16 protein-coding genes are annotated in these 16,025 nt (G+C 37.2%); 6 read left to right on the top strand and 10 right to left on the bottom strand.

Annotated features, from left to right (window positions below):
* The first annotated feature begins 12 nt into the window (after positions 1–12).
* Both AC07UM_RS01400 and AC07UM_RS01395 read left to right on the top strand, forming a co-directional pair.
* The gene (locus AC07UM_RS01400) at positions 13–870 is read left to right on the top strand and encodes an AraC family transcriptional regulator (protein WP_494682816.1); all 858 of its coding nucleotides are present in this window, start codon (positions 13–15) and stop codon (positions 868–870) included.
* A 90-nt stretch (positions 871–960) separates the two neighbouring features.
* Positions 961–1,611 (top strand): HD domain-containing protein, encoded by a 651-nt coding sequence (locus AC07UM_RS01395; protein WP_494682817.1) that lies wholly within the window; start codon positions 961–963, stop codon positions 1,609–1,611.
* A gap of 116 nt (positions 1,612–1,727) precedes the next feature.
* Here AC07UM_RS01395 and AC07UM_RS01390 read toward each other — a convergent pair whose 3' ends face one another.
* The gene (locus AC07UM_RS01390) at positions 1,728–2,117 is read right to left on the bottom strand and encodes a hypothetical protein (protein ID WP_494682818.1); all 390 of its coding nucleotides are present in this window, start codon (positions 2,115–2,117) and stop codon (positions 1,728–1,730) included.
* A 38-nt stretch (positions 2,118–2,155) separates the two neighbouring features.
* Positions 2,156–3,532 (bottom strand): MFS transporter, encoded by a 1,377-nt coding sequence (locus AC07UM_RS01385; RefSeq protein ID WP_494682819.1) that lies wholly within the window; start codon positions 3,530–3,532, stop codon positions 2,156–2,158.
* A gap of 72 nt (positions 3,533–3,604) precedes the next feature.
* Here AC07UM_RS01385 and AC07UM_RS01380 point away from each other — a divergent pair, with 72 nt between their 5' ends.
* From AC07UM_RS01380 to AC07UM_RS01370, 3 genes are all read left to right on the top strand, one after another.
* On the top strand, positions 3,605–4,453 hold the full coding sequence (locus AC07UM_RS01380; RefSeq protein WP_494682820.1) for an AraC family transcriptional regulator: 849 nt from the start codon (positions 3,605–3,607) through the stop codon (positions 4,451–4,453).
* A gap of 114 nt (positions 4,454–4,567) precedes the next feature.
* A complete protein-coding gene (locus AC07UM_RS01375) occupies positions 4,568–5,062 on the top strand; it encodes a MarR family winged helix-turn-helix transcriptional regulator (RefSeq protein ID WP_494682821.1) in 495 nt (164 codons plus the stop codon).
* The gene (locus AC07UM_RS01370) at positions 5,059–5,823 is read left to right on the top strand and encodes a hypothetical protein (RefSeq protein WP_494682822.1); all 765 of its coding nucleotides are present in this window, start codon (positions 5,059–5,061) and stop codon (positions 5,821–5,823) included. Before AC07UM_RS01375 ends, AC07UM_RS01370 begins: the two co-directional genes overlap by 4 nt.
* 199 nt (positions 5,824–6,022) lie before the next feature.
* Here the strand turns inward: AC07UM_RS01370 and AC07UM_RS01365 are convergent, their stop codons facing one another.
* Positions 6,023–6,265: a hypothetical protein gene (locus AC07UM_RS01365; protein ID WP_494682823.1), complete on the bottom strand. Its 243-nt coding sequence runs from the start codon at positions 6,263–6,265 to the stop codon at positions 6,023–6,025.
* A 195-nt stretch (positions 6,266–6,460) separates the two neighbouring features.
* Here AC07UM_RS01365 and AC07UM_RS01360 point away from each other — a divergent pair, with 195 nt between their 5' ends.
* The gene (locus AC07UM_RS01360) at positions 6,461–7,756 is read left to right on the top strand and encodes a cryptochrome/photolyase family protein (protein ID WP_494682824.1); all 1,296 of its coding nucleotides are present in this window, start codon (positions 6,461–6,463) and stop codon (positions 7,754–7,756) included.
* 99 nt (positions 7,757–7,855) lie between these two features.
* On the opposite strand, the gene AC07UM_RS01355 is transcribed toward AC07UM_RS01360, so the two are convergent.
* The 7 genes from AC07UM_RS01355 to AC07UM_RS01325 form a co-directional block, all read right to left on the bottom strand.
* A complete protein-coding gene (locus AC07UM_RS01355; RefSeq protein WP_494682825.1) occupies positions 7,856–8,551 on the bottom strand; it encodes an ABC transporter ATP-binding protein in 696 nt (231 codons plus the stop codon).
* A complete protein-coding gene (locus AC07UM_RS01350) occupies positions 8,545–9,891 on the bottom strand; it encodes a DUF3526 domain-containing protein (RefSeq protein WP_494682826.1) in 1,347 nt (448 codons plus the stop codon). The genes AC07UM_RS01355 and AC07UM_RS01350 overlap by 7 nt, the downstream gene beginning before the upstream one ends.
* Positions 9,892–11,337, bottom strand: a complete 1,446-nt coding sequence (locus tag AC07UM_RS01345; RefSeq protein WP_494682827.1) for an ABC transporter permease — start codon at positions 11,335–11,337, stop codon at positions 9,892–9,894. It lies immediately after the preceding gene.
* 3 nt (positions 11,338–11,340) lie between these two features.
* The gene (locus AC07UM_RS01340; protein WP_494682828.1) at positions 11,341–13,650 is read right to left on the bottom strand and encodes a TonB-dependent siderophore receptor; all 2,310 of its coding nucleotides are present in this window, start codon (positions 13,648–13,650) and stop codon (positions 11,341–11,343) included.
* A 133-nt stretch (positions 13,651–13,783) separates the two neighbouring features.
* A complete protein-coding gene (locus AC07UM_RS01335; RefSeq protein WP_494682829.1) occupies positions 13,784–14,026 on the bottom strand; it encodes a hypothetical protein in 243 nt (80 codons plus the stop codon).
* Positions 14,027–14,488: 462 nt separating this feature from the next.
* Positions 14,489–14,851 carry a hypothetical protein gene (locus AC07UM_RS01330; protein WP_494682830.1) on the bottom strand — a complete coding sequence of 121 codons (363 nt, stop codon included), beginning with the start codon at positions 14,849–14,851 and terminating at the stop codon, positions 14,489–14,491.
* Positions 14,852–15,153: 302 nt separating this feature from the next.
* Positions 15,154–15,957, bottom strand: a complete 804-nt coding sequence (locus AC07UM_RS01325) for a hypothetical protein (protein WP_494682831.1) — start codon at positions 15,955–15,957, stop codon at positions 15,154–15,156.
* Between the last annotated feature and the right edge of the window lie 68 nt (positions 15,958–16,025).

Raw genomic sequence — 16,025 nt, 5'->3', positions numbered from 1 at the left:
AAATTCGTTTCTATGAAACCGGCCTCAAGAATTTTAACCGAATCTGTTATCGACAATTCTTTTTCCGTAAAACGGCTGGATGATGATGTTCCTTATTCTGGACATTTTGTAAGACTCAATTATCATCATATTGTAATAATAGAGCACGGCAGAGGTGTACTTACAGTTGATCATCATTCTTTTGAGATTGCAGGTCAGGAAATTTTTCTGCTGTCTAAAGGCCAGATCTGTAAGTTTGAAAATGATCCGGCTATTCGCGGCTATCATATTTCCTTTGGAGATTGTTTCTGGGAAAGAGTCCCTTCCAGTGCAAGTAATTGTAAAGCTGTATTATTTAATAATGCATCGGCCAATCAGAAGCTAGAACCGGAGCATGCTGAAATAGATGAATTTTTAATGTTGTTTAAAAATTTACTGACGGAATACAAAACTCCTTCTTATACCAATCAGATGGATGTGCTGGCGGCCTATTTAAAGATCATTATGATCAAACTGGCGAATGTAAAAATTGTGAAAGAGGAAACTTTCGACAGTCAAGATTACATCATTTACCGCAGATTCATGGAACTGTTAAGCAGTCAGTATCATAGCCTGCATGCAGTAAATGACTATTCAGAAATGTTGAATATTACCCCCAGAAGACTGAGCGAACTGTGTAAGCGGTGCAGTAATAAAAGCGCAAAGGAAATCATCAACGGGCAAATCATTGCAGAAGCCAAAAGATTATTGCAATTCAGTTCCCATTCTGTAAAGGAGATTGCCTATCAGCTTAATTTCGGTACATCAGAACAATTCAGCCATTTCTTTAAAAAAAATACAGAAATATCGCCTGTAACCTATCGCAGTCATTTTATTCATATCGGAGTTTAAACGCTGCGAAATTTTGACATGTCATCGGTATTTATTGATATTCCCAGAGGTCAGTAATCATAATACCTTTGAATAAAATTAGATAAAGCTATGTCAGTAAATCGTATGAAAGAAGTAGCCGGAATTATCATTCCGGACAGTAAAATTGCAACAGAAGCAACAGAACTTCTATTGGAACACGGAACAGAATTTATTTATAACCACTCCCTTCGTGTTTTCCTCTTTTCCTCACTGAACGCCAAACGTGAAAAAAAGGTTCACGACTCCGAATTGTTATACGTTGCATCCGTATTCCATGATCTGGGGCTGGTTTCCCATTACAGCAGTCCGGATCTGAGATTTGAAGTAGATGGAGCCAATGCAGCAAGGGACTTTTTAAAAGGTCATGGTATTGCTCAGGATAAATTACAATTGGTATGGGATACCATTGCACTTCACACCACTATTGGAATTGCAGAGCATAAAGAGAATGAAGTAGCCTTAATGTATTCAGGAGTGGGGCTGGACGTGATGGGAGAAGGATATGAAAATCTAAGTACAGAACATCGGGAGGAGATCATAAAAGCTTTTCCGAGAAATGATTTTAAAAAGAAAATTATTCCTACATTTTTCGGTGGTTTTGAACATAAAACAGACACTACTTTTGGAAATATAAAAGCCGATGTCTGTGCTTTCATGATCCCGAATTTTAAAAGAAAAAATTTCTGCGACTGTATTGTACATTCCCCATGGTCAGAATAAGCTGATGTTTCTGTCTGAAAAATAATGAGTATACTATCATTTTAAGCTGCTGAAAAACAATTTTTGTAACAGCCCGAAAATAAACGGGCTGTTTGTTTTTTTAAGAGAAGTCGAGGTTATATCCAGCTCTCTATAAGATGAAGCCAGACTGCCTTTTCTTCATTCAGCAGAAAGACAGCAGATGATTTTCTTTGGGTTGTTGTTTCTCCTGTAATCTGCGTTTCAATATAAGTAGCAAGTCCATGATGATCAGTATGATTCACTTCTATATTTTCGACCTGAATACTTCGTTCCGGAAATTTCCCAAATACATTCGGAAGCCAATCCGAAAGTAGAGATAGGGTCACAATATCCCCATTTCCATTGATCATTTTGAATTCCGGTGAAAACCCGGACAATAATTCTTGATAAAGATCTTCCTGATTTTCAGACTTTCCCTGGAACCATTTCTCAATATTCTTGTGAAAACCTTCTATTTCCTGAATGATTTTTTCTGTATTGCTCATATTTAAATGTATATTATTTTTTGATTGTAAACTATTTTTCAATTAATGATTTTTCTTAATCTGCTTCCTGCCCATATTCCGATGAGTTGAAAAGCACCAATCATCCCTACAGCGGCAACAAATGCTTCTGTGAACCCCAGAACTTGAATCAGATTAAAGAATAAAGTCCCAATAACAGCTCCTCCTGTGACACTTCCAATCTGAATACCGATACTTACCAATCCTGAAGCTTGTCCTGCTTTATCTCTGGAAACCAAAGAAATTGCAGTGCGCATCATCACAGGCATAATGGTACCATGCCCGAATCCGGCTATAAACAGGGTAATATGGGTGGTAAAAGATGGTTTTTGCTGAAAATAAAAAGCTGTAGCACTCATCACAAAGCCTGTCATCAACAATCCCAATCCAATGTAGATCATTTTGGGAGCTGTGAGCTTTATCCGTGAGGTAATAAGAGGAGCCAGAAAAAAGGCAAGTCCGTAAGGGACTATGGCGAGCCCTGTCTGCATTGAGTTTTGGTGGAGAAACTGCTGCAGATAGTATGGGTAGCAAATGAATAAACCTGCAGTAAAATTGTAAAAGAAAATAATCAGAAGGCTTAATGCAAAAGGTTTCTGTTGTAACAGTGCCGGATCTATAAGGACGGGACGATTTTTTTGCAGTTGTTTCTTCTCGTATTGTAAGAATATGGTTAACAGTAGGATTCCAGTAAGAAGAATCCCGAAAATCCACCAGGCCCATTCAAATTTTTGTCCGAAAATAAGAGGACAGATAAGCATCAGCAAAGCGGTGATTAATAATAAAGCGCCTATAAAATCTATACTTACCTGCTCTTTCTTATTACTATCATCCATGGTAAAATGGATGCCCAAAAGGCAGATCATCGTAATCGGTACATTCACAAGGAATACCATCTCCCATGAAAAATGCCCCCAATGCATACTTAGGAGAAGCCCGCCAAGCAATTGCCCAATCACAGAAGCAAGACCAAATACCGAACTGAAAAGACTTACAGCTTTAGGCTGCTCCTGGCTGCTGAAAAGGTCCTTTATAGAAGCCAATACCTGCGGAGCAAGCAGTGATGCGCCAACCCCCTGAAAAAGCCTGAAAATAATCAGCCATGTAACATCAGGAGAAAAAGCACAGGCAAGGGATGAAAACAAGAAAATATATAATCCTGATATGAATACCTTTTTACGCCCATACATATCACCAAGCCTTCCGCCACAAACCACAAGTGCAGCATAAGTAAGTCCATAAATGGCAATTATCATCTGCAGCTGATGATCACTGGCTCTGAATGCTTTTTTGATAGAAGGTAAAGCCATATTGACAATAAAATAATCCAGAGGGGAAAGAAATGATCCTGCAATCAGAAAATTGAGAGCCTGCCATCGTTTTGGATATGCGTTCATAATTTTTTTATACAAAAATACCCCGTTATTATTCTGTTAAAATTGTACTTTTGGAGGAAAAACCAGTGCGTAATGAAAGGAATACATCTTGAAAAGATTGATGTAAAGGAAATAAAACTGAAAGAGGAAGAGATCATGTTTAAAACAAAGACGTTTCTTTCATTCGTTTATATTGTCAAAGGAAATGGTATGTTGAGGTATGATGACCGCAATATCAATTTTACGCAGGGTAAACTGTTCATTATTCCGCAGCAGGAGGTTTATCAATTTAAAAGTGAAGCGGCTCAACTTATCAGTATCCAATGTCCGATTGAGTTTATTGATAAAATCCGTCTGGAGGCAGATCGTATTGAAAGCTGTGAGAATCTATATAAATTGCAATACATCAGTAATAATTATCACGCCCGGGCAGGCTGTGTTTTCCGGAATAAAAATGATGAACAGTTTGCAGAAATCCTTATCCTGCAGATCGCCAATGAGTTCAAAAACAAAGCGGAAGATTATCTTATTATCCGCAACTGTATGTCAATTCTGCTCAATCTTATTGCCCGCAATATCATTCAAAGTGAAACATCTGATCTTCAGGAAAACCGGAAAGCTTTTTCCATCATGAAGATCATCGCTTATATTCAACAGCATATAAAAGACCGTGAAAAAACCGGAATTCAGGTTATTGCAGATCATTTTGGAATTTCAGGGAATTATTTCGGGGAATATTTTAAACAGCAAACCGGAATTTCCTATCAGGATTATTTGTTGGATTACCGCCTGAAGCTGGTAGAAACCTATTTGAAATACAGCAGTGTTCGATTGAGTGAAATTGCCTATGAACTCCAATTCAGCGATGAAAGCCATCTGTCGAAAATTTTTAAAAAGTATAGGGGTGTGACTCCCGGTGAATACAGGAAAAATTTCAAATAGAGACTTGTTGAATTTACTTTTCCCTGATCTTATTTTAAATTCAATGTCAAAAAATACAAAGTTAACTATATAGTTGACTTTATATTTTATATATTTACAGCAAATATATTTCAGATGGATTTTGACTTTATTAAAGAATTAGGATATAAAGCTTTGGATAGCAGGCTCAAGAGAATCAGCGACCGGATGTCACACGATGTCCGGAAATTTTATAAGGAATTCGGAATTGATGTTGAGCCTAATTGGTATCTTGTTTTTATGCTGTTGCAAAAGAAGGGTGAAATTTCAATTACTGATATTGCTGAACCATTAGGGTATTCACATCCGTCTGTTGTGGCTATCGTCAAAAAAATGAACGAAAGCGGTTATCTTATCATCAAAAAAGACAAGGTAGATAAACGGAAACAGATTATTTCATTATCCCCAAAAGCCATTGAAATGCTTCCTCAGCTGGAGCTAATCTGGGACAGTTGTGAAAAAACAATTCTGAAGATATTGTCAGATGATTTGGGAATTTTCACTTACCTGGATCATATTGATCAGGAGTTGAAAAATGAATCTTTCCATCATCGTTTTAAACAAGAATATTTAAAATCAAACCCATCATGAAAACATTAATTCTCGTGACAGCATTTCTTTTTTCCAATCTTATGATTTCGGCAACGGAAACAAAAATAATGGTACGCGCAAAAGCAAAAGATGCAAAATTTATCGGAACTTCACTAGGAGGGGCCCACATTATTATCAGAAATAAGCTTAATCAAAGAATTCTGGCCGAAGGAAATACCATCGGAAGTACCGGAAATACAGATCTGATCATGAAAACTCCAAAAGTAAGAGGAAACTCTATTGCAGATGAACAGACAGGAGGTTTTATGGCTGCTGTGGATATTGATGAACCCACATTTGTGAATATAGAAGTAATTTCTCCTCTGAACAATAAACAGGCCCAGGCTGTAGTAAGCACAGAATTATGGCTGATTCCCGGAAAACATATTCTAGGGGAAGGAATTATTCTTGAGATCCCGGGATACATTATTGATATTCTGAAACCCAGAACCCATCAGTATATCCCATTGAAGAGTATTAAGGATAAACCTTTTCTCTTTCAGGCCAATATTGTCATGATGTGCGGATGTGTGATAGATAAAGGAGGAGTATGGAATTCTGATGAGATTGAAGTGAAGGGCATTCTTAAAAAAGATGGCAAATTTGTAAAGAATATAGATATGTCCTTAGTTTCAACCAATCTGTTTGAAGGAAATCATATCATCAGTTCTCCGGGAAACTATGAGCTCGTACTGTATGCTTATCATGAGAAAACAGGAAATACGGGTGTAGATAAGGTAAATTATGTAGTCTTCGAATAAGCGAAACTAAAAATATATTTGAATGAAAAGTGGCAGTCTAAAAAGTGTCATTCTGAATGAAATGAAATGTAGTGAAGAATCTCATTTGTTTGTTATTAAAAAGATTCTTCCTTCGTCAGAAATAGAAGATTCGACATAGTCAATGACAAAAGCCAAATTATTTAACTTTTGGGTAGTTTATTTTTTCATTCAGAACGGATTATAAAACCTGAAGCTCTTTAAAGACCTCAATAATCGCTTCAATAAGCCCTTTATCTATAGTTTTTTCCGAAGCCACATCTGGTAAAAGAGCTCTTAAGTCACCATGATCATCACGCTCAATAACCACTTCAATACCATCCACATCTACATAAAGCTTATATCCATAAGAGAATGTAGCAAGCTTTCCGTTGAAAAGCAGTTCTTTACCTTTATACATTACCGGTACTTCAAATTCTTCCATTGCTGTGAGTTTCTATTGATTTAAATTCCGGGTAAATGTCGGAAAATTTTAATTCATATTATCATACAAATTGTAATGATAAAGCCAAATAATACAAAATGCTAAAATTATTTATAGAGTAAAATCTGTATATTTATCCTTAGTTATGAAAGCATTTCTAAAACAGAAATGACCAATGAAATTGCAACATACCCTATGAAAAATACAATCACCCTTTTCTGGTTCAGACGTGATTTGAGGCTGGAAGACAATGTCGGTCTGTATCATGCCCTTCAATCTAAAGCTGAGGTATTGCCCATTTTTATATTTGACAGCGATATTCTCGGGAAGCTGGAAGATAAAGAAGACCGAAGAGTAGACTACATTCATCAGGCTTTGACAGGTATAAATACTGAATTAAAAAAATACCATTCCGCAGTCAATACTTATTATGGTAAGCCCATAGAGATATTCAGAAAATTATCAGAAGAATATGATATTCAAGGTGTTTTCTGTAACCGGGATTATGAACCTCAGGCTATTGAAAGGGATAAGGAAGTCTATTACTTTTTCACAGAAAAGAATATTCCTTTTAAAGCGTATAAAGACCAGGTCATTTTTGATAAAGATCAGATCGTTAAGAAAGATGGTTCTCCCTATACGGTTTACACCCCTTTTGCAAAAAAATGGCGGGAAGCATTAACTTCTGAACAATATAAGTCTGTAGAATTAAATCTTAACAATTTCTTTCCACAAAAACATGTTGATATTCTCACATTAAAGGAAATCGGGTTTACAAAAACAGAGTTTCATTTTATAAAACCTGTTCTGGATGCTTCAATTATAGATGATTATGATCAATATCGTGATTATCCCGCCTTACAGCATACTACACAGCTTGGAATTGCTTTACGCTTTGGAACGATTAGCATCAGACAATCTGTGGCTTTTGCACTGAAGCATAATGCAACATGGCTTTCTGAATTGATCTGGCGTGAATTTTTTATGCAGATTTTGTATCATTTTCCTCAGGTCGTTCATCAATCCTTCAAAAGACAGTATGACAATATCCATTGGAGGAATAATGAAAATGAATTTAAACACTGGTGTGAAGGAACTACAGGGTATCCCATTGTAGATGCCGGAATGAGGGAGCTTAATCAGACAGGATATATGCACAATCGGGTGAGAATGATTGTGGCGAGCTTCTTATGTAAGCATTTACTGATCGACTGGCGATGGGGAGAAGCCTATTTTGCTTCAAAACTGAATGACTATGATTTATCTGCCAACAATGGAAATTGGCAGTGGGCAGCAGGCAGCGGTTGTGATGCAGCCCCTTATTTCAGAGTTTTCAACCCGACTGCTCAGGTTGAAAAGTTTGATAAAGAGTTTCTTTATATTAAAAAATGGCTTCCGGAATGGAATACACCAGCCTATCCGGCTCCGATCGTAGAACATGCCTATGCCCGGGAAAGAGCTTTAGCGGAATATAAAAAAGGATTGGCATAAATAATAGGGGATCAAAAAATGCCCAATGACCATAAATGTCACCGGGCATCAACCAAATTGATAATATATGAAAAGTTATCTATCGAAGTAGTTGGGGCATCATATCGTTTTCAGATATAACTCCTGTAATTCCTGTGCTGTAAAGGCTTTGGAAGGTAAGTTCTGTACAAGCTCTCCCTGCTTCATAATCCCGATATTGGTGGCAACACTTACCGCATTGAAAATATCGTGGGTAGCCATTAAAACGGTTCTGCCTTCTTTGCCCAGCTGACGCACAATTTCTGTAAATTCTGCTGTAGCGATAGGATCCAGTCCGCTGGTAGGTTCATCAAGAAGAAGTACTTTGGCATCTTTGGCGAGGGCAATGGCAATTCCTACTTTTTGACGCATTCCTTTGGAATATCCTCCCAATGCTTTTTGATGAGCAGTTTCCTGCAAGCCAGTACGCTGAAGTAATGCAGATAATTCATCTTTCTGATAATTAAATCCTGCAATTTTGGAGAAAAAATCGAGATTTTCAATTCCTGTAAGGTGAGGATATAGAAGAACCGTTTCAGGGATATAAGCCAGATGCTTCTTAATCTTTTGAGGTTCATTTTGTACTGAAATATCATTGATAAAAGCATCCCCGGAAGTCGCTTTAATAAGTCCCAGAAGAATATTGATCGTTGTACTTTTACCCGCACCATTTTGTCCGAGAAGAGCAAATATTTCTCCTTTCTTTACTTCCAGATTAAGAGCGTGAAGGGCGGTAAAATCGTTGTATTTTTTATGTAAGTTGATTGTTTTTAACATAGTTTTCGGTATTTGTTTTGTGAAAGGATAAGAAATAAAGCAATAAAGATGAGGTATGGCAGAAATATCTGAAGGAACTTTACATGTTCAGAAGAACTGAAAACCCGAATAGTTTGCTGTGGCCAGTCTATAGATTCGGCATTCTTTCCCGAGAAAATAAGAGGGTAGAAGAAGAGTCGTTTTTCCTCATGAAACTTCTTGAGCGAAGAAGCATACTGCAAATGATTTTTCATGTCAGTTTTTGCCAGATGGCTTTCTACGAGCTGGGTATGGAGATTGGGAAGGAAGTAACCCAAATAGAGGGCTGCCTGGTTTCTTTTCTGCATTTTTTCAGTATACTGCTCAGATGATTTTGAAGATTCAAGATCTCCCATATGCTGCATGGCATAATACCATGTCCAGGTGAATGTATCATTTTCTTCCACGGTGAAATTTCTGTATTGAGGATATACTTTGTAAAACTTTTCCATCGTAGGACGTTTAGCCTCATCCCATTTGTTGTGATAGCCTTCTCTTTGTTCCATGACCGCTTTAAGGGATTCGTGAACAGGATAGATCTTTTGAATCAGGATATTACTGCTCATCGGAATAATAAAATTGATGCTCACCCATACAATAAGAAGAATCAATGCATTCTGAGCCGAAGATTTCCGGAAAGAAATAATCCATCTGCACAAAACAAACCAGAACAATATATAAAGCCATCCGCTGATACCAAAAACAATATAATACAGATCTAAAGGTATTGTTATCCAAACTGAAGCAATAATTATTAATACGAGATACACAGCCGTTATGGCAAAGAACCGAATGAGCATCTTATGATCCAGCAGCTTTTTTAGATTACCGCTTTGAACCGAAAGAAGTTTCCAGGTTCCTCTTTCTTCTTCCTCAGAAATCAGATTATAGCAGAATGCCACAATGACCAATGGGAAAAGGAAAACAAGCACAAAACTGAAATCAAAGTTTCCAACAGCTGCATTGGCAGGATTATAAAAATCAGAATTGTAGCGCTGTTCTTCCAGATTCCGGATGGTTACTCCCTGGATAGATGGGTTCAAATCACGCATACCGATATTTAAAGCAGCTAGTTTGGGAGTTTTATTCACCAGATTGAATTTGATATAATAAAGAACTAAACCAAGATCATCTTTATGAAACGTTGTATTCCTTTTAATACTTTCTTTCTGATATGCTCCGCTTTTAGAGATAATATCCTCGTTTCGGTCCAGAAATTTTTTCCCTGTATAAATGGCCATAAGCCCGGCCATGAACAAAAATAACAATGCAATGATATACGCTTTGTTACGGTAAAATTGGGTATATAAATAACGATTCATTTAGATTAATTTTAATTTTCTTCCACTTAATTCGATCGCAATAATGCTTAGAGCCAGCCAGAAGACTAAAGCTATAGCGGGTATCAACTGTTCTTTCATACTGTAGAAAACAGAGGTGTATTGGTAGTTAAAATCCGGGAATTTCTTCCAGTTGTCCTTATCAATGATGGCAGGAGGTCCACCTTTTTCAGGAGTTATATTGCTGATGTGTTCAATCTGCAGATCATTTAAATGCTGAGCCATTTGGTAACGGTACCTCTCAGCCTGTTTTTGAAATTGAATGTAGGAGAAAAAATCGGTGCCTGTTGCAATCATTGAAAAATTTTTAATAGCAATAGCAGGATTGATTAATCCGGAAATATCAGTTAGATTTTGTTGTTTATTATAAATAGACTGTAGTTCTTTTTGATGTCTGATATAAATTTGAGAACTTATTTTTTCCCCTTCTTTCATTACAAATCCGCCATAGTTGAAAGGAAGTTTATTGGTCGTATTTACTTTATAATGAGTCAGTAAAGAATCTTTGATCTTTTTGAAATGAGGATCATCAGGATTGTGGCTGTCTCCCGATCTTAGAATATCCTTTTCCAGGTTGGTTTCAAAAGCAATACGCGAAGGGGCAGGATATAAATTCTGGGCAGCAAATTGAACACCTTTAGGCAGGACAATAATGAAAAGAAGCCAGAAGCCGATAAGACTGATCAACGCTGAAGATGTACTTCTGTTGTTCGCAGAAACCACCACTGTTAAAGTGCTGATAAAAAAATAATAGATCATATAGGCAGGTAATAAGAACAGCAATCGTATTAAAATATCAGCAGAATCTGTTGTTTCTGACATCAATGCTGCCACGAAAACAACAGGAATTACGGGAATCAGGAAGCATAATGAAAACAACCAGAGTCCCAGAATTTTTCCCCAGATAATATCCCTGCCTGAAGCACCCTGCACACTGATAATTTTTAATGTGGCATTCTCTCGTTCCTGTACAATTAATCCAAATCCTAAAAAAAGAATAATCAGAGGAACTATACTCTGTAAAATAAACGCACTGCTGAAAGCCCCGAATCTGACCAAAGTACCTGAGCTTCCCGCTTCCGAAAGATTGGCTGTATTCTGTTTATGTGCTTCCAGGAAAATGACATTTCCAAGATAATCATCCAGCCCGTTATCAAAAATATTCAAAGGATGGCCAATTCTGAAAACAAGATAACCATAATGAGCCATACGGTGCGGATGTTTACCAGGTCTGTGTTCCCAGTTTTCCCGGACTTCTTTCCGGTATTCATCTATTTTTGAAAAAGAATCCTCATATTTTGAGAAACCTATACCAATACTCAGCAGGCAGAATAAGAGTACTGCGATAGTGGTGAGTAGATTTTGTTTTCCTTTAAACAAATCCTGCCAGGTTTTTCTCACAATCAGTTGTAAGTTTGAAATAGCCATAATTTAAAATTTATAAGTAGCAGTTAGTAAATAATTTCTTGGTGTTCCCGGAAAAAGCCTTAGGTAATTCTGAGCTCCGATCCAGTAGATCTTATTGGTAATATTATTAAGGTTAAAGGTCAGCTGAATAGATTTTGCCGGAGTGTAATACAATGCAGCATCTATTGTAGTATATGCAGGAAGCTCAAAACTTCTCGTAAACCACGGAACTTTTGAACTTTGGTACAGCATTCCTAAACCTATTCCAAAGTCTTTTATCAAATCAATGGTTGAAAAATTGTAACGCGTCCAGATATTGACAGCGTTTTTAGACGTATTTTCTTTCCTTTTTCCCACGAGATCAGGGTTAGAGTCATCCAATATTTTAGCATCAATATAACTGTAACCTCCGTAAATGTGCCATTGTGGAAGGATGTGTCCGGAAAAATCGGCCTCGAATCCACGGCTTCTATCGGCACCCCGCTGTATAAGCTCATCAGGTTCCGAAGGATTATTGGCATTGATTAAAATATTCCTCTGGTTAATCTCATAAACGGCGAGATTCAATGATATCCTGCCGAAAAGCTGAGCTTTGACTCCCAATTCTTTAAGGTCAGAAGTCAGAGGCTTAAATCTTGCTGCAGAGCCTGTAAGACTAGATGTATTGGGCATTAAAGTTACCGTATTGGATTGCGGCTGATAACCGGTAAGATAAGTTCCGTATACATTGAAATTATCCGTTAAGCTATACGTAATACCGAATCTGTACAGAAGTTTGTTGTTTTGGAAAGATGATTCATTGGATTCGTTAAAATTGGTGGTATCCTGAAACCATTCCTGGCGTATACCTGATAGTATTTTAAACTTTTTCCAGGTAAAAAGATGCTGAATATAAGCAGCATGAGTTGTTGTAAGAGCAGAAGGTAAAGGAGTGATGACATTAAGCGTATTGAAATCAGCACCCTGATAATTTTCTGCACCCGGATTCAAATCAAATGGAGTGACGTTGGGTTTAGGAATTATGGATCCATTATAATTGATAGTTTGATAGTCGGAAGCCTTTGCAGGATTGTATGAAGACGCTACAGAGCCGTTCTTTAAAAGAAAACCTCTTGCTGCATTCTGCTGGCCTCCTTTACGTTTTTCCCATCTCTGGCTGTCATAGCCTATTAAAGCCTGATGCTGAACAGATCCGGTTTTAAAATTGAAATTAAAATAAGCATTAATATTATCGGTTGCCCAATTTTGTTTTCTTTGAACAAACTGCATCATTGCGAGGCTGGAAATGGGTTTATTATCTATATCGGGAACAAAGGAATTGGTTGTTCTGTGTTCCTGAAGATTTTCTCTCCAGTATTGCTTCATATAAGACGCATTGAAGCTGATATTTTTATTAAAATGATGCGCGAAACTTCCCATTACAATAAGTTCCCTGGTTTTAAAAAAATCATCGGGAGAGGCTAGATTTAATGTTCTGGGAGTACTGTTCAGGTCTGTTTTTCCTGCCACAGCCCCGAAAATAGGCTGTCCCCGGTCCAGAGTCCCATAAAGATCATTGAAAATCATTTCTACATTCACAGACGTTTTCTCGTTGGGAACAAAGGTGAGGGATGGAGAGATTAAAATACCGCTGTTTTTGACATGATCCCTGAAAGAATGAGCATTCTGATAGGCTCCGTTAAAACGGTACAGTAAGGTTTTACTCTTATTTAAGGGACCTGTGAGATCTGTTGTAACACGGTACGTATCAAAGCTGCCTCCAGATAAACTGATCTCATGGCGGGGAGTTGATAATGGCTTTTTAGTCACCATATTAATGGTACCTCCGGGATCAACACTGGACATGGTAATACTTGCGGGACCTTTGAAAACTTCTACACGTTCTATATTGGAGGTCATAGGCTGTAAAAAATAATACTGTCTTGTCCGCATCCCATTGATAATCTGCCCTTCTTCATTCTGGCTGATTCCCCGGATATTGTATTGATTGTAATAGCTGGAAGGAGAAACTCCGTTTACATTTTTCATCACATCACCAAGTTGAAAGGCCTGGCGGTCGGTGATCAGTTCTTTGGTGACCGTATTAAGCGTTAAGGGAAGATCCTTATTTCTCATTGCAATCTTAGTCGCTGCAAAAGAATAATCGGAGGTATAGCCTTTAGACTTCCTTCCGATAATTTCAACGGTTTGTACCGCTGTAGATAAAGAATCTGCAGGGCGGGATTGAGCATAAAAAAATGAAGATGCTGTAATGAAGCTTAGACTGAAAAGCTTCACAGAATTAGAAGGAATACATTGAATTATTCCCGAATAATAAAAATTATTGGTAATCATGAATAGAGTTGAACGGGCAATGCAATAGGCCCCATTAATAAAAGGATATTTTCAGCGGTGTGAAGACCTAAGTATCCACGGAATAAGAGTACAGACTATAGAAATCTGTATGGAGAAATAAAGGCAGCGTAAATTAAGCTACCGTGAAAAATGCAGCAGGTGGAGCTCTGGAGCTGAAAAAGTCGAGAAGACAACGGTATGAAATAGCTTTTGGTTGTGGCATTTCGTTGTCATTTGTAGTATTGATTGCAAAATCCATGTCCAAAGGTTCAGGAAGAAGGATATTGTTCATGTGCATATGAAGCGCACACTGACATTCGTCATCCTGGGAAAAAGTAGGGATTTTCTCTTCTTTGGAACCTTTTTTATATGTCACTTTACTTTTGGAGTGGTGTGCATGATCTAGGCATGTATTTACACCGCTGACATTAGAAACGAATATCAGAAGTAAGGAGAAAACAAAAAAGACTCTGAGAAATTTTTGCATAATAGGAAACAAAAATACAATTTAATTTGATAAAAATTGAATAATGAATAAAAAGTAATACCTATTTTTGAGTTTACGCCAAGTCAAGGGGGTTGAACGTTCTTATTAATCAGTAAGAAATAGTAAAGTTCTGGAGAGAATGGATAATTATATCTGAGAAAAGTTGCTGAATGTAAAAGCTCAATTACAGTTTTATATAGCGGTATGATTCAGATCATACTTTGCAACCTAGGCGCTTGCTATATTTGAACCATAGAAAATTTCATATTTCTAACAAATTACAGTATAACCTCCTGATGATTCAGGAGGTTTTTTTATAGAAAACTTTAAATAAATCAAATTATTTTTCCACTAAAGTTGAGGAATCTCAATATTGGCTTTTTTCTGCTTAATAAACTGAAAAACAGATCCTGCTATAAAAAGCACAAAGATGATCAAAAGGGTCTGGCCGATTATCGGATCTTTAATGTCTTTAGCTAATGGATGGTCTATTGGAACCCTTGTAAAAGTTTCGTTAATGGTCGGAATAAGGGACAGAAAAAAGCTAAATGACAACAGAAAATTCTCAAAATATCTTGCTTTATTAACGTTCTTTTTATGGGAGAAGAGGAAGTAAGCGATAGAAATTAAAACGATTATGAATAACGAGAAGACATGTCCTGCGTTAAAACCGCCATGTTTTGAGATGCCTAACGCTGAAAGTGATGTAATCATTAAACAAAAATATATTTCTATATTTATTAAAGGTTATCCATATAAATGTCTAATCGGTGAAAAGGAGAAGCACCCAAGATGACACGGTGAAGATTGTCATTATTAAAACTTGTAACATCATGGCGGCAAAACCTGTAAACAAGTTCGTAAAAGTTCACAAACCAACGAAAGACGGCAGAACGTTCTTTTATAGAGCAAAACCAAAGTTGTATATACTTACCAATATTTTTTTTCATTGGTAGTGATTTACTTAAATAGGAGTTGTTTTGAATGATTAGTTGAAGTTCCTTGTATAAAGAAATTTATATTTTTTGGATGGTTACACTGGTCACATTTCCGCTTCCTGTAGAGCCTGATTCGGTAGCTAAAACGGTTGCTCCGTTATTACTAAAAAAAGAGGCGGTCGTAAAACGGACTGTGTAATTGGCGGTAGGGATTTGTAATATAGTGGTGTAATTCATTAATTCTCCGATAGTGGATGAAGGTGTTGTAGGATTAATGGTAAAATGACTTCCTCTTGCTAAATAATTGGCTTCCGGAACGGGTCTTATCCCCAATATCAGCTGAGTTCCAGCTTCCACTTTTGTGAAACTGGCTTGCAAAATAACCAGATAATTCCCGGGCTGCTTAAACGTTAAAAAACCTGTTTGGTCATCATAGCTGTAAAAAGGAGATGTAGATAATGCTGCTGCGAATTTTAAAGTAGTCACCGTAAAAGCAACCAAAGCCTGACTTTGGGCAAGGCGGGCATGGAATAAGGAATAATCATTAAAGCCTATTGTCTTTAAAACACCAGTAGCATCGGATACAACAGTTCGGTCAGTACCTCCAATGCCTTTATTGGTATTGATTGTACGGATACGGACATTGCCATTTTGGATGTCGAGTTTTTCTGTAGGAGTAGTGGTACCAATACCCATACTCCCCGTTTTGGTCACTACCAAATCATTGTCCTGCTGTGCTAAAGAGGGAATACCAGATGGCGGATTATCTTTAGCTCCGTCAATATGAAAAATACCTTGGGGTTGGCTGGTATTAATACCGAGCTGAGAAAAGACAGGCGAGGACGTCAGTAAACCTCCAAGGATAAGAATATTTGCTTTCATTTGCATTAATTTAAATGGTAATAGATGGCTCTCACGGAAAATAGACTTCTTTTCCCGGATATAAGGGC

It is taken from the genome of Chryseobacterium sp. GW821-FHT04C04 (assembly GCF_059420365.1).
The sequence above is the reverse complement of the archived record's forward strand: the minus strand, read 5'-3'. Positions and strand labels throughout refer to the sequence as shown.

What these genes read in the sequence shown, in the direction of transcription:
- AC07UM_RS01400 (WP_494682816.1), top strand. Translation starts at nt 13, where the DNA reads ATGAAACCGGCCTCAAGAATTTTAACCGAATCTGTTATCGACAATTCT.
- AC07UM_RS01395 (WP_494682817.1), top strand. Translation starts at nt 961, where the DNA reads ATGTCAGTAAATCGTATGAAAGAAGTAGCCGGAATTATCATTCCGGAC.
- AC07UM_RS01390 (WP_494682818.1), bottom strand. Translation starts at nt 2,117, where the DNA reads ATGAGCAATACAGAAAAAATCATTCAGGAAATAGAAGGTTTTCACAAG.
- AC07UM_RS01385 (WP_494682819.1), bottom strand. Translation starts at nt 3,532, where the DNA reads ATGAACGCATATCCAAAACGATGGCAGGCTCTCAATTTTCTGATTGCA.
- AC07UM_RS01380 (WP_494682820.1), top strand. Translation starts at nt 3,605, where the DNA reads ATGAAAGGAATACATCTTGAAAAGATTGATGTAAAGGAAATAAAACTG.
- AC07UM_RS01375 (WP_494682821.1), top strand. Translation starts at nt 4,568, where the DNA reads ATGGATTTTGACTTTATTAAAGAATTAGGATATAAAGCTTTGGATAGC.
- AC07UM_RS01370 (WP_494682822.1), top strand. Translation starts at nt 5,059, where the DNA reads ATGAAAACATTAATTCTCGTGACAGCATTTCTTTTTTCCAATCTTATG.
- AC07UM_RS01365 (WP_494682823.1), bottom strand. Translation starts at nt 6,265, where the DNA reads ATGGAAGAATTTGAAGTACCGGTAATGTATAAAGGTAAAGAACTGCTT.
- AC07UM_RS01360 (WP_494682824.1), top strand. Translation starts at nt 6,461, where the DNA reads ATGAAAAATACAATCACCCTTTTCTGGTTCAGACGTGATTTGAGGCTG.
- AC07UM_RS01355 (WP_494682825.1), bottom strand. Translation starts at nt 8,551, where the DNA reads ATGTTAAAAACAATCAACTTACATAAAAAATACAACGATTTTACCGCC.
- AC07UM_RS01350 (WP_494682826.1), bottom strand. Translation starts at nt 9,891, where the DNA reads ATGAATCGTTATTTATATACCCAATTTTACCGTAACAAAGCGTATATC.
- AC07UM_RS01345 (WP_494682827.1), bottom strand. Translation starts at nt 11,337, where the DNA reads ATGGCTATTTCAAACTTACAACTGATTGTGAGAAAAACCTGGCAGGAT.
- AC07UM_RS01340 (WP_494682828.1), bottom strand. Translation starts at nt 13,650, where the DNA reads ATGATTACCAATAATTTTTATTATTCGGGAATAATTCAATGTATTCCT.
- AC07UM_RS01330 (WP_494682830.1), bottom strand. Translation starts at nt 14,851, where the DNA reads ATGATTACATCACTTTCAGCGTTAGGCATCTCAAAACATGGCGGTTTT.
- AC07UM_RS01325 (WP_494682831.1), bottom strand. Translation starts at nt 15,957, where the DNA reads ATGAAAGCAAATATTCTTATCCTTGGAGGTTTACTGACGTCCTCGCCT.